This window comes from Pseudidiomarina terrestris, assembly GCF_030466375.1.
GTDB lineage: Bacteria > Pseudomonadota > Gammaproteobacteria > Enterobacterales > Alteromonadaceae > Pseudidiomarina > Pseudidiomarina terrestris.
The window spans coordinates 171,316-190,392 of sequence record NZ_JAGGJE010000001.1 but is presented as its reverse complement, the minus strand read 5'-3'; the positions used below and the strand labels follow the sequence as shown (position 1 = coordinate 190,392).

General features: G+C 52.7%; 14 protein-coding genes. 3 read left to right on the top strand and 11 right to left on the bottom strand.

All coding sequences use genetic code 11. The features are described from left to right. Window positions 1–118: 118 nt before the first annotated feature. From pyrC to J6J28_RS00855, 3 genes are all read right to left on the bottom strand, one after another. A complete protein-coding gene (pyrC, locus tag J6J28_RS00865; RefSeq protein WP_301719369.1) occupies window positions 119–1,153 on the bottom strand; it encodes a dihydroorotase in 1,035 nt (344 codons plus the stop codon). Window positions 1,154–1,206: 53 nt separating this feature from the next. Further along, entirely contained in the window at window positions 1,207–3,543 is a 2,337-nt protein-coding gene (locus J6J28_RS00860) for a sensor domain-containing diguanylate cyclase (protein WP_301719368.1), read from the bottom strand. Between the two features lie 85 nt (window positions 3,544–3,628). Continuing rightward, window positions 3,629–4,210, bottom strand: coding sequence for a thymidine kinase (locus J6J28_RS00855; protein ID WP_301719367.1), 582 nt, complete (start codon window positions 4,208–4,210; stop codon window positions 3,629–3,631). A gap of 116 nt (window positions 4,211–4,326) precedes the next feature. Between J6J28_RS00855 and J6J28_RS00850 the strand changes: the two genes are divergently transcribed. Next, window positions 4,327–5,556, top strand: coding sequence for an adenosine deaminase family protein (locus J6J28_RS00850; RefSeq protein ID WP_301719366.1), 1,230 nt, complete (start codon window positions 4,327–4,329; stop codon window positions 5,554–5,556). 49 nt (window positions 5,557–5,605) lie between these two features. On the opposite strand, the gene J6J28_RS00845 is transcribed toward J6J28_RS00850, so the two are convergent. The 7 genes from J6J28_RS00845 to J6J28_RS00815 form a co-directional block, all read right to left on the bottom strand. Beyond that, window positions 5,606–8,041: a putative bifunctional diguanylate cyclase/phosphodiesterase gene (locus J6J28_RS00845; protein WP_301719365.1), complete on the bottom strand. Its 2,436-nt coding sequence runs from the start codon at window positions 8,039–8,041 to the stop codon at window positions 5,606–5,608. Further along, window positions 8,038–8,961: an ABC transporter substrate-binding protein gene (locus tag J6J28_RS00840; RefSeq protein WP_470383459.1), complete on the bottom strand. Its 924-nt coding sequence runs from the start codon at window positions 8,959–8,961 to the stop codon at window positions 8,038–8,040. Before J6J28_RS00840 ends, J6J28_RS00845 begins: the two co-directional genes overlap by 4 nt. Before the next feature lie 120 nt (window positions 8,962–9,081). Next, on the bottom strand, window positions 9,082–10,161 hold the full coding sequence (locus J6J28_RS00835) for an ABC transporter permease (protein WP_301719363.1): 1,080 nt from the start codon (window positions 10,159–10,161) through the stop codon (window positions 9,082–9,084). After that, window positions 10,151–11,107 carry an ABC transporter ATP-binding protein gene (locus J6J28_RS00830; protein ID WP_301719362.1) on the bottom strand — a complete coding sequence of 319 codons (957 nt, stop codon included), beginning with the start codon at window positions 11,105–11,107 and terminating at the stop codon, window positions 10,151–10,153. Before J6J28_RS00830 ends, J6J28_RS00835 begins: the two co-directional genes overlap by 11 nt. Beyond that, window positions 11,100–12,071 (bottom strand): HlyD family secretion protein, encoded by a 972-nt coding sequence (locus J6J28_RS00825; RefSeq protein WP_301719361.1) that lies wholly within the window; start codon window positions 12,069–12,071, stop codon window positions 11,100–11,102. Before J6J28_RS00825 ends, J6J28_RS00830 begins: the two co-directional genes overlap by 8 nt. 222 nt (window positions 12,072–12,293) lie before the next feature. Beyond that, entirely contained in the window at window positions 12,294–12,839 is a 546-nt protein-coding gene (ssb, locus tag J6J28_RS00820; RefSeq protein ID WP_301719360.1) for a single-stranded DNA-binding protein, read from the bottom strand. A gap of 18 nt (window positions 12,840–12,857) precedes the next feature. After that, window positions 12,858–14,240, bottom strand: coding sequence for an MFS transporter (locus J6J28_RS00815; RefSeq protein WP_301719359.1), 1,383 nt, complete (start codon window positions 14,238–14,240; stop codon window positions 12,858–12,860). A gap of 105 nt (window positions 14,241–14,345) precedes the next feature. Here J6J28_RS00815 and uvrA point away from each other — a divergent pair, with 105 nt between their 5' ends. Together uvrA and glsA are read left to right on the top strand one after the other, a co-directional pair. Further along, window positions 14,346–17,186 (top strand): excinuclease ABC subunit UvrA, encoded by a 2,841-nt coding sequence (gene uvrA, locus J6J28_RS00810; RefSeq protein WP_301719357.1) that lies wholly within the window; start codon window positions 14,346–14,348, stop codon window positions 17,184–17,186. Next, a complete protein-coding gene (gene glsA, locus J6J28_RS00805) occupies window positions 17,176–18,132 on the top strand; it encodes a glutaminase A (RefSeq protein ID WP_301719356.1) in 957 nt (318 codons plus the stop codon). Before uvrA ends, glsA begins: the two co-directional genes overlap by 11 nt. On the opposite strand, the gene J6J28_RS00800 is transcribed toward glsA, so the two are convergent. Further along, window positions 18,112–18,918: a type 2 periplasmic-binding domain-containing protein gene (locus tag J6J28_RS00800; RefSeq protein ID WP_301719355.1), complete on the bottom strand. Its 807-nt coding sequence runs from the start codon at window positions 18,916–18,918 to the stop codon at window positions 18,112–18,114. The two genes, glsA and J6J28_RS00800, sit on opposite strands and share 21 nt — an antisense overlap. Window positions 18,919–19,077: the final 159 nt, after the last annotated feature.

The following is a 19,077-nucleotide window of genomic DNA, read 5'->3' as shown; positions in this document are numbered from 1 at the left end:
CCTGTTCATTTTATAATTTTTATTAAAGCCTGGACTCGACTTCTTAACGTAAGTTTGACACTTTCCGCCTGAAAAACAAGCACTGTTATATGTAAAAGGCACTTGTTTTATTTTTGTTTTACTTCTCCACTTGCCAGTTCAGGGTTTCGTTCGCCCAATAAGGAACCATCGGCCCTACAGCGGTATCGATAGTGGCGGCAACCTGCCAGGGCTCGCGCCGCAGCGTGACGGTCTCAGTTGCACGTGGATAGCCGTAGAAATCAGCGCCAAAGTGGCTGGCAAAATCAGCTAACTTATCCAACGCGTCCATGCGCTCAAAAAATTCAGCGTAGAGCTCCAGCGCAGCTGGCGCAGAATAACATCCGGCACATCCACAGGCGGCCTCTTTCTTCGACTGTGCATGGGGTGCAGAGTCAGTCCCCAGAAAGAACTTAGGGCTACCTGAAACCGCAGCTTTCTGCAGCGCCAGCTGATGTTCCCGCCGCTTGAGAATTGGCAAACAATAGTTATGTGGCCGTACGCCGCCCACCAGCAGATCGTTACGGTTCATCAACAGGTGCTGTGGCGTAATGGTGGCCGCGACATTGGCGCCCATACTTTCGACAAAAGCCACGGCATCACTGGTGGTGATGTGTTCAAGTATAAGTTTAAGCTGTGGATGGCGCTCCATTAACGGTCGCAGTTTGGTGTCGATGAACACTTTTTCGCGGTCGAATATGTCAATATCTGCTGTCGTCACTTCACCATGCACCAGCAAGGGAACCTTTAGCTCTGCCATTGCCGCAAAAACATGGTCTAAAGCTTCGATATCAGTGACGCCCGCTGCCGAATTGGTGGTCGCGCCCGACGGATAAAGCTTAAAGCCAATAATATTTTCATCGGCGGCGGCTTCCTCAACCTGCACACGCGAGGTTTGTTGGGTCAGATAAAGCGCCATTAACGGTTGAAAATCGGCCCCTGCTGGAACCTCTGCCATAATCCGTTCCCGGTAGGCCATGGCCTGCTGTGCGTCAGTAACTGGCGGTACCAGATTTGGCATGATCACCGCCCGCCCGAATACGGAAGCACTGGCGGGAACCGTGGTCGCCAACAGTTCATTGTCACGCAGGTGTAAATGCCAGTCATCTGGACGAGGAAGAGAAAGCTGTTGCATGAAAACCTCTTAACTTCAGAAAAGTGGATCTTAATATGGGTAGTATAACTGCTCTAGTCTTTAGTTACAGTCACACATTGGTTGCGACCCTTGGCTTTTGCTTTGTAGAGCGCTTCATCCGCCCGTGCCATCCAATGATCGAGTTTTTCGTCGTCTTTTCGAACCTCGGCAATACCGGCGCTGATGGTAACCGAGATCTCCTCTCCTTCAACCTTAAAGGACTTCTCGGCGATCGCTTTCCGAATACGCTCCAACGCCGTCGTCGCAGCATCAACCTCGGTATGCGTAAATAGTATCGCAAATTCCTCACCGCCAAGTCGACCGAATAAGTCCATGTCGCGCAGTTGCTTCTCCGCACGATGACAGAATTCGCGTAGCACCTGATCACCTGCAGCATGACCGTAGTTGTCATTGACGCTTTTAAAATGATCCAGATCGATAACAGCAACGGTCATGGGCACCTGGTAACGCTTAAACTCATCAAATCGTTTACTCATGGCCTCCCAGAACACGCGCCGGTTGGCTACCCCGGTCAACTCGTCAGTGGTGGCTAATTTGCGTAGCTCTTCCACCGCCTGTCTGCGTTCTTCATCCATCCGCCGCATATGCATCAGCGTTCCTAAGGTATCCAACATGGGTCGCAACAGACCCAGATACTCTTGTCTGTAATGCCCATCAGTATTGGCCAGCACCATCAGTCCAACCACGTCGCGCTTAAAGTAAAGTGGCATGACCAGAGCGTTATTCAGGTCCGGTAGCACCAGCGGCTTTAACGTCAGGTCCTGCTCGGACAGCGGCTCATGATAAAACTCGGGTTCGCCGCGCACTAACACAGAGCGCAGTACATCGCCCCCCACCTCGACCTCCAGCGACTGCTGAATCAGTTGCTGCATCGACTCTGATTTGTGCTCTATGCTACCGAGCCTCAAGCCGTGGGCCAGCACTAGATTTCGCTGTTGCGAGTGAGCAGGTAACTCACCGATAAAACCGACCTTACTGTCGGTCATGGTCATCAGTTTAGGCAGTGCGAAATCACAAACCTCGCTAAAGTTTTTTGCCAGCATAAACTCATTTTGCACGTGTGATACGAGCTCCAGAACCTCAGCCTGCTGCTCAAGGACTTTTTCACTGGCAATCAACTGAGTAATATCGTGATGAATGCCCATCATTTTCAGTGGACGCCCCTGGGCGTCACGAGCGATAATTTTTCCAACACTGTGAAGCCACAAATAGTGACCTGCCCGATGGCGCACACGAAACCGTGCATCGAAGCGATGCGTCACGCCTTTTGCATGCGCGCTCATCTGTTCTTGCATTTTCTCTATATCATCTGGGTGCACCAGTGTTCGCCAGTCCAGTTGCCGCTCTTGTTCAGCTGTATAGCCAGCAAGGGCCCACCACGAGTGGCTCAGCGTCAGTTTATCCGTTGGGATCGTCCACGACCAGTTAAAGAACTCGCCGGCAGCCAGCGCCAGCTCAAAATTCTGATTGGCTTCAAGCAGCGCTAATTCGAGCTCTTTACCCTTGCTGTCATCAAGTAAGTAGCCACGCACCCGTAGTACATTACCCTCTGTATCTTTATCCACCCGCGCATAATGATGAATCCAGCGAATCGTCGTGCTGTCATCTTGCTCGCCGACCACCCGATAATCCATTTCCAGAATGTCTTCGTCTCCATCGAGAACAGCGTGCATACGGCTTAACAGTTCCTCACGTTCATCAGGGTGGACGATGGACTCGTAGTTGACATCCTCACGCAGAAGGTAATCGTTGCCGTAGCCCAGCACTCGCTCGGCATTTTCGGCCACATAACTCAGATGGACGTCGGGTTCGACTCGCCATACCACAGCGCAGACCGGTCCGTGCGCGAGCACTTGCTGTTCAGCATGATAGTTTTCCAGTTCGTAGCGAGCAGTAATCGTTTCCGATACCCACTCCGCTAATACTTCCAGATAACGAATTTTTGAGGGAGGAAATTTATAAGGGGTTTGGGAAATAACGCACAAACTGCCCAAATGGTAATCGTTATATAAGGTAATCGGAGCGCCAGCATAAGACCGCACACCGCCTTCGGCCGTCACGTAGGGATTCTCACTAAAGCGCTCATCATCGATGGCATTTTCAACGATAACGGTCTCGCCCGCCGCAACCACGTGGGTGCAGAACGAAACCTCGCGCGGGGTTTCCGGCTCATCAAATCCCACTTTAGCTTTGAACCATTGACGCTCTTCGTCGACCAGCGTGATCAAAGCCGCATCAGCGCCGAGAACTTCTTTCACCAAAGCTGTGATCCGGTCAAAAATTGGATCTGCTTCAGTATCCAGAATGTCAAGTTGGTGCAGGAGTTGTAGACGAGCCTGCTCATTCGTAGGCAGCGGCACTGACCCCATATAACCTCCTGATCTTTGACTACCATTTTAAGCATAGCAGACGACGCGCAAAACACTGAATCAGATGAGTTAATCGAGTGATGACTTAACGCAGCCCGAGTTTCTCCTTCCAATGCTTGCGGCAGCAAGAGATGTACCGGTCATTGCCACCAATTGCAATTTGCTCACCCACTTTAACCGCATCGCCATTTTCATCGATGCGCAGATTCATGGTCGCTTTGCGTCCACAGGAGCAAATGGTTTTCATCTCACTGACTTTATCCGCTACCGCGAGCAGCACTGCACTGCCCGGAAAGGCCTGTCCAAAAGCATCGGTACGGATGCCGTAACACATGACCGGAATATCAATGCGATCCACAACATCGGTCAGCTGCCATACCTGGGTTTCAGTCAGGAACTGCGCCTCATCAATGAGCACGCAATCCACCGGATCTTGCCCGTTGCGTGCTTCTATGAGCGCAGCGAGATCAGTACTGCTGGTGAAGGCTAATGCTTGCCGGTCAATTCCTAAGCGCGATGCGATTTTGCCTTTGCCCGCGCGTTCATCGATCGCCGGCGTCAGCAACAGCACACGCTGGTCGCGTTCTTCATAGTTGTGGGCAACTTGTAACAGCGAGGTACTCTTACCTGCGTTCATCGCCGAATAGGTGTAGTAAAGTGAAGCCATAGGTATGTCGTCTGGTTGGTTAATTGCGCACTGTACTTCAGATTTATACTGAGTTTAAGCGCTGATTGCAAAGCTCTATTTTGCTATACTAACGCAAACTTACAGTAGGAGTCCTTATGTCAAAGCGTTATTCTGAAGCCTTTCTTAAAGCGATGCCAAAGGCAGATCTCCATTTACATCTTGATGGCAGTTTGCGACCCGATGGCTTGATAGAAATGGCGAAGCGCAGTGGCGTTGAGCTGCCCTCCTATACCGTCGAAGGTCTTTACGAAAAAGTTTTCAAAGAGAGTTATAACAACCTTGGCGAATACTTAAATGGTTTTCAATACACCTGTGCTGTCCTGCGCGATATGGAAAATCTTGAGCAAGCCGCCTACGAGCTGGCAATGGATAATCTGGCCGAAGGCGTTATCTATATCGAAGTACGTTTCGCGCCACAATTGATGATGGATCCCAGTCGCGGTATCGACTTTGACAGAGTCATGCACACCACCAATGCTGGGCTCAAACGCGCCAAAGAGGAATACAACGGCCAGGAAGAAGTCCGCAACGGCAGCAAGCCCCCGTTCGATTACGGCATTATCAACTGCGCCATGCGCATGTTCGGCAAAAAAGGGTTTTCGCCTTATTACACCCAGTTATTTCAGACCCTGCGTGACCACCAACCAAAGCATGTGATCAAAATCGCCGCCATGGAAATGATACGCGCCAGTATTCGTTTACGCGACGAAGAAGGTTTGCCTATTGTCGGCCTGGATATTGCTGGTCAGGAAATGGGATACCCTGCGCATGAGTTCAAAGAGGTCTATGAGTATGCCCATCAAAACTTTTTGCTGAAAACCGTCCATGCCGGTGAAGCTTATGGTGCGGAAAGTATCTTCGAGGCATTGACCCAGTGCTATGCAGATCGCCTGGGCCACGGCTACTCTTTGTTTTCGCCGGAAATGATTCAGGACCCGACGATTACTGACAAAGAGAGCTACGCCAACAAATTAGCCTCTTTCATTGCTGATCGGCGGATCGCGGTAGAGGTCTGTATCACCAGTAACCTGCAGACCAACCCGGCCATTGGCGATGTCACTCAGCATAACTTTAAGCACATGTATGCGCATCGCCTGGCAACCGTCATCTGCACCGATAACAGACTGGTGTCCCGCACTACAGTCACCCGCGAATACGAACTTGCTCTGCAAACCGCAGAGGTGCCACTGAAACGGCTAAAAGATATGGTCGCGTATGGCTTCAAAAAGAACTTTTTCCCGGCCAACTATCTGGCGAAAAGGGAGTATGCGAAGCACGCGCTGCAGTATTTTGATAAAGTCGCCGCAGAGCATAACGTCAGCTAACATCCGCAGCCGGCAAGTCCCCATAGGAACCTCCTGAACGAAAGTTTTTTTAGCTCGTAAAGTAGTTCCTATGGAAGTCTTCTATCGGCAGCGGCTTATCGAATAAATAGCCCTGCAGCACCATGTCTGCATCATGGCGGGCAAGATAATCCACCTGTTCCTGGGTTTCCACACCTTCAGCAACGATGCGCAAGCGTAAGTTACTGGCAATGGCGACAATCGAATCGACAATAGCTTGTTGCTCCTGGTTGCCTACTGCCTGCACGAAGCTTTTATCGATTTTGAGCTCTTGCAATGGCAGACGTTGCAAATAGGAGAGTGATGAGTAACCTGTGCCAAAATCATCAATAGAGAATTGCACACCGCTTTGCTGCAGCGCCTCCATTTTACTAATGATGTCGCCAAGGTCTTCGACAAACAGGTTCTCGGTGACCTCTAAAATCAACCGACTCGGATCTGCACCACTTTGCTGTAACTCATGTTCAATGAAGTAAACAAAGTCGTACTTCCGGAACTGCCGTGGACTGATGTTAATGGCCAACGTTAGCGGTGCCGGCAATCGTTTAAGTTCGGCGAGCGCAGCGCGAACAATCCACTTGCCCAAGTCGACGATGAGGTCAGTTTGCTCTGCAACCGCTATGAAATCTGCCGGCGATACCATGCCGCGTGAGGGGTGATTCCAGCGCAACAACACTTCCGCACCCACTAGTTCACCGTTTTCTCTGACCTGGGGTTGTAAATAAAGCTCAAGGCCACTGTCGTTCAGAGCCAGTCGCAGTTCACGTTCAATCTCGTAACGCTTCTCAAGTTCAGTACTGTAAGACACGTCATAGACTGCAGTTTGGTTACCGCCAGCATCCTTCGCCGTGTGCACGGCTGTTTCTGCATGTCGGATGATGGCGTCTGCGGATTCGGCGCACTCCTGATAAATCACAATGCCCGCACTGGCAGTCACGGATACCTGTTCACTCTGGATCAAAATTGGCTGACCAATTTCGGCCAGTACTAATTTTACCAGCATCTGGGTATCCGCAAGCACAGACTCCTGTGAGGCCTGTTTGGCAGAGAGTAATACCGCAAATAAATCGCCGCCCAGATTGGCCACAAAAGCACCGTCTTCGTCCGCGACCAAACCTCGAATCCGGCTGGCCGTGGTTTTCAAAATAGCATCGCCAAACTGGAAACCGCGCACGTCGTTGATACGTTGCAAGCCGTCCAGGTCAAATAAAACCACTGAACCCTGACCACCGCGAGGAAGTTCCTCCAGCTGCTGCGCTAAATGCTCAATACAGCTGGTGCGATTGGGTAATTCTGTAAGTGCGTCGTAATAAGCCAGATATTCCACCTTCGCTTCAGCTTCGACGCGCTCAGTAATATTTGTTTTACTCGCTAAATAATGTGTAATTCGTCCGTGCTCGTCACGCAGCGGCGAAACCGTTGCCCATTCCCGAAACTCCTGGCCTTGCTTGGTGCGGTTATACAGCTCGCCCTGCCAGATCTCTCCTTCGACCAAGTTGCTCCAAAGCTGCTGATAGTCCTCTTCCGGGGTACGTCCGGAGGACAGAATGCGGGGGTTTTCACCGATAATTTCTGCCGCACTGTAGCCTGTGGTACGTTCAAAGGCCGGGTTCACGTACTCAATCTTCCCATCCAGGTCGGTAATCATAATGCTTTCATTGGCTTGTTCTACCGCAGCCGAAAGTTTGCGCAACTGAGTTTCACGCTTCCTGCGCTCGCGTATGGCCAGTTTAAATCGCTGGGCCAGCACACCAAATTCATTGGGGAGTCGGGTCGGCAAGGGCGCGGTCGAGGCATCACCATCACCGAATTGTGAGACTGCGAAGGCCAGTTGCTCGGCTGGTCTGACAACAAGTCGTTGCAAGCCCCACCATAACGCAACGCCGACCACCAGTAACAGCAACATGAGTAAACTAAGGGGTACCCAAGGCAGTCTTTCCAGTAAATACCAATCTGAGGAATGACGGTATTCTGCCACCAACAAGTTACGCTGAGTCCGTTGGGAAACCCTGATGCTTTCAAAAATCGGCGCAATAGCAATAAAGTGATCGTGTTCGGGATGGAACTCAATAAAGGTTTTGCCGCTATAGGCGACTTGCGACAACGTTAACTGATCAAGGTCACCTAATAGATGTTGCAGCTGGCCACTGACTTGGTGTGGTTCATAGCCAGCAACAATGCTACCACTGACATCAACGATTGCCGCATTCGCCAACCGCGGGTGGACGTGCATCTCACTTAGCAGCTCTGGAATTGAAGTCTCACGGTCGGCGGTGTACATGCGGTTAAACGAGCCCTGTGCCATGGTCAGGTTACTGAGTAACTCCAGTCGGGCTGAGCTCAACGCAGTTTTTTGCTGTGCGTTAATAAGGAAGTACATCAACCCGAGGACGATGGCAAAGATCGCCACCACGACCGGTATGGTTAACTGCACAGAGAGCTTATTCCACCAATGCAAACGCCTCATTCCATAGCTCCGCATTCGGTCAGTGGCACCACGGCATCATGCATACCGCTGGCAACCAGGTAGTTCGCCGTGGCGGGCATATCCTTTTGCAACACACGCTCAAGCGCACTCTGTTGCTCGGAACGCGTCACAAAATGCACCCCTTGCAGGGCCTTTTCCAGCTCTTCTGTAGAGCTACCGGTTAACTCAATAAGCCCCTGCCAGAACTCCTGCTCACGCTCCTGTAACTGCGCCAACGCCTGCGGCCAGAGACTTTGCTTTAACCGCTGCACCAACGGTTTGGCCCTGGACCAGGCCGCCTTATGTAAAATCAAGATATCCACCACTGAGACATCCGGATGCGAAGAGTCAAAAATGACTTTCGCTCCACTTTCACGCAGTTTCTCGATAAAAGGTTGATAAGTGATAATAGCGTCCACTTTTCGCTCGCTGAATGCGTCAAGGTGTTGGGTCGGCAACAGAATTCGCGTCGTGACATCGGTCATGTTCAGGTCATGCAGGGTTAACCAGCGCGACAGCATGTAACGGGCGATAGTACTATCTTCAAGACCTACCGTGATGGGTTCTTTGGCCTGCGGCTGCCAATCATTCTGCACCATCACCGCATCGGCACCCATGGAACGGTCGAGCACCATGGCAATGCAATAGTCACCATCGGTGAAGGTATTGACGCTGAGGGCGTTATCCAGAGTTACAAAGGCACCACTTACGGCCTCGTTGCCCAGCATACGCATTACGCTTACATCTGAAGCCAGCATCACGGTTTTCAGACCTGGCGGGATAAGCTCGGGGTCAACTGCAGCGAGCGTATAGATCGGCATGGCGCCCAGCCAAGCATTACCTACAATTACCACGTCATCTTTAGGTGGACTGCAGCCAAGTAAGGTAAAACTGACAAGACAGCTGAGTATAAATCGCATCACAAAAGCGTTAACCCTGATAAATTGAACGCATGATGGTGATAGTTTAGGTAATAACGTCTGATTTTTCGAGCTTTATCGTGCGATTAACACGCTAGAACGCGCGTCATTGGTGAGCGATTAATCGAGTCGTTTTTTAAAGCGTAAGGTCGCCAGTACCATAAATACTGCGAAAAAAGCCAGAAGTGGCCAAATTTCCATGTGTAATTCGCCGATCTCTGTACCGCGCACCAGAATCCCCCGCGACAATCGCACAAAGTGCGTCAGTGGTATCACTTCGCCGATCCACTGTGCTGCCCGCGGCATCCCCTCAAAAGGGAACATGAATCCTGACAACAATATCGATGGCAAAAACGTAAATACGGTCAACTGCATGGCTTCAAACTGAGTTTTGGCAAATGTGGAAACGGTCAAGCCCAGCGCCAGCGAAGCGAGAATAAACAACATCGACGCCAGATAAATGTCTATAACGCGACCACGCACTGGAACATCAAACAGCCACTGACTCACCAGCACAATTAAGGTCACCTGAATCAGACCGATCAGTACGTAGGGCAAAATTTTGCCTAACATCAGCTCAACCCGTTTCACCGGGGTAGTAATTAACATTTCCAGGTTACCGCGCTCACGTTCGCGCACGATGGCGATAGCGGTGAACAGCACCATGGTCATGTGCAAGATAACGCCGATTAATGCCGGGACGATGTTCACCGGCGACCTGCGCTCTGGGTTGTAATAGGTCCGCGGTTCGAACAAAGGCGAACGCAGCTGCTGGCCCGGCAGCGGCATTTCGCTTAAGCCCCGGGCGATTCGTTCCACCGTCGGATCTGAACCATTGATCAGTAACTGGCCCACCGGACGCTCAGCATCGATGACGCGCCGCTCAAAATCGGGTGGGATAAAAATCCCGACATCAATCTGGCCGGTATCCAGCAACTCTTTAAGCTCTTCTGGTCCGCTTGCAGCTCTGGAGATACTGATCACCTGGCTGGCATCTGCAGACGCAACCAGTTGCCTGGAGAGGGTGGTATTGGCGTGGTCAGCTACAGCCGCGTTGACATTGCGCACATCCAGATCGATAGCATAGCCAAACAGTAGGATTTGTAATAGCGGTACACCGACGATCATGCCAAAGGTAAGACGGTCTCGTTTCAGTTGCCGTACTTCCTTTCCGGCAATCGCCAGCAGTCTACGCAGCATGGCCAGGCTCTCCATCCTTACGGTTGGGCCGAGTTGCCACCACGAAAACATCTTCCAGATTGGCGGTGACAGCTGTGACCTCTGCCTCGACCTCGGCCTCGTTCAGGGCCTCACGTATGAGTTTTGCTGGCTCTGCAAGGTTCTTGTCGGTAAGTGCATGCAAGCGCGCACCGAGCTGCGCGACGCTCTGGACTCCGTCAATGCCTTCCAGGCAATCTCTGGCGGCCCGCGGTGACGAGGTTTCGATTTCGACAACACCGGCGTCGATCTCACTGATAAGATCCCGGGGCCTGCCTTCAGCAACAAGTCGCCCTTTATTAAGAATAGCTAACCGGTGACACCGCTCCGCTTCATCCATGTAATGGGACGATACCAGTACCGTGGTGCCATCTTCAGCGAGCCCAAATAAGATATCCCAAAAGTCCCGCCGGCTTTGTGGGTCGACCGCTGAGGTCGGTTCGTCAAGAATAAGTAGCCGCGGCCGATGTAGCGTTGCGCCGGCCAGCGCCAGCCGCTGTTTCTGGCCTCCGCTTAAGGTCGCCGCAAACTGATGACGTTGCTCATTCAGCCAATAACGCTCCAGCGCACCATCGATGGTTTTGCTCAGCTCCTTGCCGGGCACTCCGTACACTGTTGCTAAAAACTTCAGGTTCTCGGCAACGGTCAGATCTTCGTAAAGTGAAAATTTCTGCGTCATGTAGCCGATTTCGCGCTTCACTTGCTCGGCCTGACCCGGGACCTGATAGCCCAGGACCTCAACCTCGCCGGAGCTGGGGGTGAGCAAGCCACAAAGCATTCTAATCGCCGTTGACTTGCCCGATCCGTTCGGTCCCAAAAAACCGTAGATAGCCGCTTCCGGAATCTCCAGATCGACACTGTCGACAGCGGTTAAGTCGCCAAAGTGTTTCGTGAGTCCTTTAGCGGTAATGGCCACTGACTCACTCATTGCTCGTCTCCGCGCTGCCTGGCAGCACCACCATGCGCACCGGGATGCCACTTGGCAGCTCACTGGCGTCGTTCAGATCAATTTCCACCAAGTAGCTAAGACGCTCGGCGTCATGTTCGGTGAGCGCAAAATAAGGCGTGTAAGAGGCTTCACCGGCAACAAAGCGAACTTCACCTTCGCGCTCACCGTGCCCATCAACGTTCACCCTGACCTTATCCCCTGCCTGCAGCTGATGATGCAGCGCTGCCGGGACGTAAACCCTGGCATAGGGAGCTTGATCAGTGGCCTGCAAAATGACCAACGCAGCACCTGCCGGCGGCCGTTCGCCCAGCTCAAATGGCAACGCCTCGACGCGCGCGGCACGGGGTGCCGTTTGCACGAGACGTTTGACGGTGAGTTGCTGCCGGGTGACGGCGGCCTCCGCCTCACGCACCGCTGCGCGTGCCTGCTCTAACTGCTCAACGGTCGTACCAGCCAATAAAGCGGCCAATGCTGCCCGCGCGGCAGCGACCTGACCTGCAGCCTGCTCCCGCGCATTGCGGGCGCGCTCGAGTTGTTCACGGCTGGCAAGGTTTTGTTGTTCAAGTGGCGCAATACGCTGCACGTCTTGCCGAGCCGTCTGCAGTTCCGCCTCCGCCGCGGTAAGATGGCCTCGAGCTTCGTCGATCGCTTCTTGCCGCGGTCCGCGCACCAGTTCGTCTAAGCGTCGCCGAACACGGTCGGCAGCGGCCGTGAGTCGCGCCAGCTCCGCATTTACCCGCTCATTATCCTGCTCAATCAGTGTCTCGCCGACGGTGACCTGCTGTCCCTCGCGCACATGAATCGCCGTTACCGGTTCACCCAGTTCCGCGCTGAGCTGGATACGGTCACGTTCGAGTGTGCCCACCACCATAAATTGTGTAGGGTCGCTGCAGCCGCTAAGAAATAAGAGTGTCAGCATGAAAAGCCGGCGAATATGAATCATGACCTGTCTCCTGAGGGAAACTTCGTTGGCGGTGTTGGCGAATCGAATAGCCTGAAGTCGCACTGTTGCTGCCGTTGGATGTTCCTATTTAATAAGCATTTTATGGCTCAAGTCAACCGACCTAAAGGCGCAAGGATTGCCGCAGAGCCTGTCCAGTCAATAAAAAGCCCCTGCGAAGAGGGGCTCTGAAGATAAGCTTTGATTACCGATGACGCATCGACTTTAGAACGGGATGTCGTCGTCAAATTCCTGATCTGGCACAAAAGGTTCAGGTTCAGGCCGCTGCGCCGGGCGCTGTTGTGGTTGCTGCGGTGCCGGCTGGCGTTGTTGCTGTCCACCTTGCTGGTACTGGCCGCTTTGTCCACTTGTCTGGCCTTGGCCCTGGCTTTGACCCTGGCTTTGATAGCCGCCACCTTGTCCGCCACCCGGACGACCGTCAAGCATTTGCATTTCGTTAATGACGATCTCGGTAGTATAGCGCTCGACGCCATCCTGGCCTTGCCACTTACGAGTTTGCAGGCGGCCTTCGACGTAGACCTTGGAGCCTTTCTTTAAATATTCACCAGCAATTTCTGCCAGACGGCGATAGGCTACACATTTGTGCCACTCGGTTTGCTCGCGCGGCTCACCGGTTTGCTTGTCTTTCCAGCTTTCGCTGGTGGCAATCGACAGGTTGGCAATCGCTGTGTTGTTCTGCGTGTACCGGATCTCTGGGTCGGCACCTAAGTTGCCGATAAGTATAACTTTATTAATGCCACGACTGGCCATGCCCTGCTCCTATCTTATCTATTGGTACGACGCCACGAGCGTCGTTATCGCTTGTTCATTGTAATCAGTTTTGTGAACTTTTAAATAGGCGGTTTGCTCACTGCTGACGATTCGCACTTCCTCGACACCTTCGGCATCGGCGAGTTGGTCGGCAAGCTGCTGCAGTTCCTCATTTTCAAGTTCGCGTAATTTGAAACTCACATTCTGCCATTGTGGCGGGGCTTGCATACCAAAGCTAATCACAAACCAACATACTAGCAGCAGTACACTGAACCAAACAACGCCGCTGAGGCCGTAACTCTGTAACAATGCGCCACCGGCTAACCCACCGACGAAAGCACCGCCGAACTGAGCTGTCGCGTAAACACCACTGGCGCTGCCTTTGCGGCCCGCGGGCGCGAAGCGCGTCAGACTCGAGGGCAAGGTCGCCTCAAGAAAGTTAAAACCCGTGAAAAAGAGGATGATTGCGATACTGAATATCAGCCAACTACCCTGCGCCCATCCGATAATTCCTATGGCGGTAATAAGTAAAATAATCGCAACACGGAAGAACCGTGGTTGTTGGCGACGTTTCTCAGCCCAGATCAGCATCGGGATCATGAAAGCAAAGGAGACAAACAGCGTCGGCAGATACAGCCAGGCATGGTGCTCACTCGCCAGGCCACCGGCGACAAGCTGCGTCGGCACGACCACGAAAAAAGCGGTTAACAGGCAATGCAAAATAAATACACCAGCGTTCAGTCGCGCCAGTTGCGGATGTTTGGCAATCTGTCCCAGCTCTGCCAGATTCGGGAGCAAATCCCCCCGCGCTGCGCGCAGCTCGACCTTAGGCACCGCAAAAGCGAACACCAGCAAACCGAACACAGCACTGCAGCCGGTAAACAGGAATAATCCGGATAAGCCGATATGTTGCCCCAGCAAAGGCCCCAGCACCAGTGCCAGGGCAAAGGAGAGGCCAATGCACATACCGATCATCGCCATCACTTTCGGTCGCTGTGAATCACGGGTGATATCCGCGGCAAGCGCCAGAATGGCGGCGGCGATAGCGCCCATGCCCTGTAACGCACGCCCAAGCACGACGCCAGTTAGAGTTTCTGCGTAGGCTGCCACCAGACTGCCAACAATAAACACCAACAAACCACCGATAATCACCGGCCGGCGGCCGATGCGGTCCGATAACATTCCCATCGGGATCTGTAGCAATGCCTGGGTAAGCCCATACGCACCGATCGCGAGTCCGATCAGCAACGGCGTATAGTCTGGATAATTTTTTCCATAAATCGCCATTACCGGCATGATCAGAAACAGCCCCAGCATGCGTAACCCAAATACAGCAGCTAAAGCACCCGAGGCACGGCGTTCTACGGCGGTAAGGCGTTGATCGTTCGAAGACTTAGGCATCTATCTCTCGGCGTTGCTAGAAAAATTCGCTGGTGATTGTACCAGAAGGTGGTCACTGTGCGATAATGCTCGATTCAATTTCGCCAACGGAGTTACAGGTTAACTATGGACTTTATAGAAGTACGCGGCGCCCGCACCCATAACTTAAAAAATCTGCAGCTGACGATGCCCCGCGATAAACTTATCGTGATCACCGGCCTGTCTGGCTCGGGAAAATCCTCGTTGGCGTTCGACACGCTTTACGCTGAAGGTCAACGTCGCTACGTCGAATCGCTATCAGCTTATGCACGTCAGTTTTTATCTCTTATGGAAAAGCCCGACGTCGACAGCATCGAAGGCCTGTCACCGGCCATTTCCATCGAACAAAAATCAACTTCCCACAACCCACGTTCGACGGTGGGTACCATCACCGAGATCTATGATTATCTGCGGTTGATGTTCGCCCGCGTCGGCGAACCACGCTGCCCTGTGCACCACGAGCCGTTAGCAGCACAGACGATCTCGCAGATGGTCGATCAGGTACTGGAGCTACCTGAGGGCGAAAAGTTAATGATCCTGGCTCCCATCATTCAAGATCGCAAAGGCGAGCACACTAAAGTTCTTGATAATCTCGCAGCGCAGGGCTTCATCCGCGCGCGCATTGACGGCGAACTCTGCGACCTGAGTGATCCGCCCTCACTGGAATTGCAAAAGAAACATACCATTGAAGTAGTGGTCGACCGCATTAAGGTCCGCGAAGGTCTGGAACTGCGTCTCGCTGAATCTTTTGAAACAGCTCTGGAACTCAGTGGCGGTACTGCTATCGTCGCGCCACTGGACGCTGATTCAAAGCTCGAGTCGATGATTTTCTCAGCCAATTTCGCCTGTCCGCAATGTGGTTACAGCATGCAGGAACTCGAGCCACGGCTATTTTCCTTCAACAATCCTGCAGGCGCCTGTAGTTCGTGCGATGGCCTCGGCATTGAACAGTTCTTTGACCCACAGCGCGTCATTAACAATGATGAACTGAGCCTGACCGGTGGCGCCATTCGGGGCTGGGACAAACGTAACTTTTACTACTACCAGATGCTGCAATCGCTCGCTCGGCATTATGGTTTTGATTTAAATAAGCCGTTTAATCAGCTCAGCGAAAAGCACCGCGAAGTGATTCTCTTTGGCAGCGGCCGCGAGGAAATTGAGTTTACCTATCTGAATGACCGTGGCGATCGGGTGATTCGTAAGCATAGCTTCGAAGGTATCATCCCCAACATGCAACGCCGTTATCGGGAAACGGACTCCACCGCGGTGCGCGAAGAATTGTCTAAATACTTAGCCGCTCAGCCCTGTAAGAGCTGTGGTGGTGCGCGGTTGCGCCAGGAAGCAAGAAACGTGTTCGTTAACGACACCACCTTGCCGGAAGTTGTGGACCAGTCCATTGGTGCGGCACTGGAGTTCTTCCAGAACCTCGAGCTCGATGGCCAGCGCGCTCAGATCGCAGAAAAAATTCTTAAAGAGATCAACGACCGTCTTGGCTTTTTGGTCAATGTCGGCCTGAACTACCTGAGCCTGTCCCGCAGTGCCGAAACCTTGTCCGGTGGTGAAGCCCAGCGTATTCGTCTCGCCAGCCAGATTGGTGCCGGGCTGGTCGGCGTCATGTACGTGCTGGACGAGCCATCCATAGGCCTGCATCAGCGTGACAACGAACGTCTGTTAAATACCCTTACCCGGCTGCGCGATTTGGGCAACACTGTGATCGTCGTTGAGCATGATGAAGATGCGATCCGGGCTGCGGACCATGTCATCGATATCGGTCCCGGAGCGGGCGTCCATGGCGGCGAGATCGTTGCTCAGGGTACCTTTGAAGACATTCTTAAGAGTGAGCGCTCGCTCACTGCGGACTACCTGTCAGGGCGCAAGAAGATTGACATTCCGGCGCAACGTCATCAGCCGGGAGACAAGTGGTTAACCTTGTCCGGCGCAACTGGCAATAATCTCAAAAACGTGACGCTGAAACTGCCCGTTGGAGTGATGTCCTGCATTACCGGGGTTTCCGGTTCCGGTAAATCGACACTGGTGAACGATACCCTGTTCCGCATTGCCCACCGCGATCTGAATAAGGCCACTGCCATTGAGCCGGCGCCCTACGCTGACATCGATGGCATGCAGTACCTGGATAAAGTGGTCGATATCGATCAAAGCCCGATTGGCCGTACGCCGCGTTCAAATCCGGCAACCTACACCGGTATTTTTACGCCGATTCGTGAACTGTTCTCGGGGACTGAGGAAGCTCGTTCACGCGGTTACAAGCCGGGCCGTTTCAGTTTTAATGTCCGTGGCGGACGTTGTGAAGCCTGTCAGGGTGACGGCGTCATCAAAGTCGAAATGCATTTTTTACCCGATGTCTATGTCCCCTGCGACGTTTGTAAGGGTAAACGCTACAACCGTGAAACCCTGGAAATTAAATACAAAGGTAAAAGCATTCACGAAGTGCTCGATATGACCATCGAGGATGCCCATGAATTCTTTGCGCCAGTGCCTGCTATCGCGCGTAAATTGCAAACTCTGATGGATGTCGGGCTCAGCTACGTGCGACTCGGACAATCCGCAACCACCCTTTCCGGGGGTGAAGCACAGCGGGTCAAGTTGTCTCGCGAGCTGTCTAAACGGGATACCGGAAAAACCCTGTATATCCTGGATGAACCGACCACGGGTCTGCATTTTCACGATATCCAGCAGTTGCTGAACGTACTGCATCGCCTGCGTGACCACGGCAATACTGTGGTTATCATTGAGCATAATCTGGACGTCATAAAAACTGCGGACTGGATTGTTGATTTAGGTCCCGAAGGTGGCGCTGGCGGTGGTGAGATCCTCACCGAAGGTGCGCCGGAGACGATCATCAATTGCGAACGGTCACATACTGCACGCTTCCTGGGTCCTATGTTAAAGTCTGACCATGACGCATGATGTGATTAGTGGTGGGCAATCCATAAACGCCCCGGACAATCTGAAGCCCTTGCTGCAAGAGATCTTGCAGCAAGCCCTGCGGGTTGGTGAAGGTAAAGTCGCCGACTACATTCCAGCGCTCGCCGAGGTAAAGCCAGACTACTGCGCGCTGACGGTCGCGACCCTGGATGGAAAAGTCACTTCCGTGGGTGACAGCGAGGTTGCTTTTTCGATCCAGTCTATTTCAAAAATTTTTGGTTTAATGCTGGCCATGGAGCGTATGGGCGAAAGTCTCTGGGACCGCGTCCAGATGGAACCTTCCGGACAGCCTTTCAATTCCATTGTGCAGCTTGAGTGGGAGCGCGGCATTCCCCGTAACCCCATGATCAACGCCGGCGCGATTTTAGTAAGTGATGTGTTGGTCAGTCATTACTCGACCAGTAAAGCGGCGGTTCTGAGTATGGTACGTGGTCTCTGCAATAACGATACCCTGTCTGCCGACAGCCGCGTGCACGAGTCCGAACGTGAACACGGTTCGCGCAACGCCGCACTCGCTTATCTGATGAAAAGCTTTGGCAATATTGACGCAGATGTCGAAGAGGTACTGGATCACTATTTCTGGCAATGCGCATTAACCATGAACACCGAAGACCTGGCCCGCAGCCTGGCGTTTTTAGCCAACCGTGGTAAGTGCCCTCGTAGCGGTCGCCAAATCACCTCTCACCGAGACGCGCAACGGATCAATGCCTTACTCAGTACCAGTGGCATGTATGACCAGTCCGGACAGTTCGCCTTCACTGTGGGGTTGCCCGCAAAGAGCGGTGTTGGCGGCGGTATTGTTGCCATTGTCCCTGACTACGGTGTGATCGCAGCCTGGTCTCCACCTTTAAATAGCTACGGCAACTCCGCCCGTGGGATGGCGATGATTCGCAATCTCGCCAATCAATTAGGTCTTAGTGTCTATTAGTACATTGACCCGCGCCGGAGGCCAGGGAAGATCGTAATCAGCCAGCAGGTTTGCCAGGCTACCGTCCTCAATTAACGGCTGCAGCACCTGTTGCCACTCTTCTAAACTAAAGCCCTTTGCCGGGTTGACCAGGGTCCGCAATTCGTAGGTATCGTAGGGCTCGCGCTTAAGCAACAAATCATCGAACCATGGCTCATGGCGAAGCTGGTGCAGGTACTCATCATGCAACATGACCACATCCAGCCGACCGTTGAGCAACATTTTGATGTTCACTCTATGGCTGAGTGACAGGTAGACATTGTAATGATCTTCTAAAACAGCCTGATCAGTCTGGTTATTCAAAAATGGATAATGGTAACCTGTTAATCCGCCAAAGCGTAAGCCTGGCTGCGCAAAGAAACTCTGTCCCCGATCTTCTTTTTGCAGAGCTACAAAGCGTTCAGCACCCTGCACTAAAACTCTTCCCGCGCGAATTCCCGGAAACTGCTGTGGCCAACCCCAGGCCGGCGACTCAAACAGGATCATGTCGCAGCACCCAGCTTCGCTGAGCGCGCGAAAGCGTGCTTTTGAAGGTATGTCCTCAAGGACAAAGAAATAATCGCTCTGGCGGCTGTTGAGGGCCTCCAGGAGGTCTCCTACCAGGTGAGTATCACTGTAAGCTGAGAAATAGGGAGGGAAATCGTATGCAGCTACCACGATCTGCTCAGCAGCCTGAGGTTTGGCAGCCTGCACCGGCGCGAAAGCAGCGGCCACTATAAAAACAAAAAGCAACGTAAATTGACGCACTAGGGCCTCGGTATCAGCTAATCTGCCATCATCTTCGTTTGCACCCCAGCGAATGTCAAGCCATTGCCAGTTGCGCGACTGGAAAGACGTTATGCCACAGTTATAGTCTTACTCCGTCCTCTCAATAAAAAAGGGAGCCGAGGCTCCCTTTTATCAATG

What these genes read in the sequence shown, in the direction of transcription:
- glsA (WP_301719356.1), top strand. Translation starts at nt 17,176, where the DNA reads ATGACGCATGATGTGATTAGTGGTGGGCAATCCATAAACGCCCCGGAC.
- J6J28_RS00860 (WP_301719368.1), bottom strand. Translation starts at nt 3,543, where the DNA reads ATGGGGTCAGTGCCGCTGCCTACGAATGAGCAGGCTCGTCTACAACTC.
- ssb (WP_301719360.1), bottom strand. Translation starts at nt 12,839, where the DNA reads ATGGCCAGTCGTGGCATTAATAAAGTTATACTTATCGGCAACTTAGGT.
- J6J28_RS00815 (WP_301719359.1), bottom strand. Translation starts at nt 14,240, where the DNA reads ATGCCTAAGTCTTCGAACGATCAACGCCTTACCGCCGTAGAACGCCGT.
- J6J28_RS00835 (WP_301719363.1), bottom strand. Translation starts at nt 10,161, where the DNA reads ATGCTGCGTAGACTGCTGGCGATTGCCGGAAAGGAAGTACGGCAACTG.
- pyrC (WP_301719369.1), bottom strand. Translation starts at nt 1,153, where the DNA reads ATGCAACAGCTTTCTCTTCCTCGTCCAGATGACTGGCATTTACACCTG.
- J6J28_RS00840 (WP_470383459.1), bottom strand. Translation starts at nt 8,961, where the DNA reads ATGCGATTTATACTCAGCTGTCTTGTCAGTTTTACCTTACTTGGCTGC.
- uvrA (WP_301719357.1), top strand. Translation starts at nt 14,346, where the DNA reads ATGGACTTTATAGAAGTACGCGGCGCCCGCACCCATAACTTAAAAAAT.
- J6J28_RS00825 (WP_301719361.1), bottom strand. Translation starts at nt 12,071, where the DNA reads ATGATTCATATTCGCCGGCTTTTCATGCTGACACTCTTATTTCTTAGC.
- J6J28_RS00830 (WP_301719362.1), bottom strand. Translation starts at nt 11,107, where the DNA reads ATGAGTGAGTCAGTGGCCATTACCGCTAAAGGACTCACGAAACACTTT.
- J6J28_RS00845 (WP_301719365.1), bottom strand. Translation starts at nt 8,041, where the DNA reads ATGAGGCGTTTGCATTGGTGGAATAAGCTCTCTGTGCAGTTAACCATA.
- J6J28_RS00850 (WP_301719366.1), top strand. Translation starts at nt 4,327, where the DNA reads ATGTCAAAGCGTTATTCTGAAGCCTTTCTTAAAGCGATGCCAAAGGCA.
- J6J28_RS00855 (WP_301719367.1), bottom strand. Translation starts at nt 4,210, where the DNA reads ATGGCTTCACTTTACTACACCTATTCGGCGATGAACGCAGGTAAGAGT.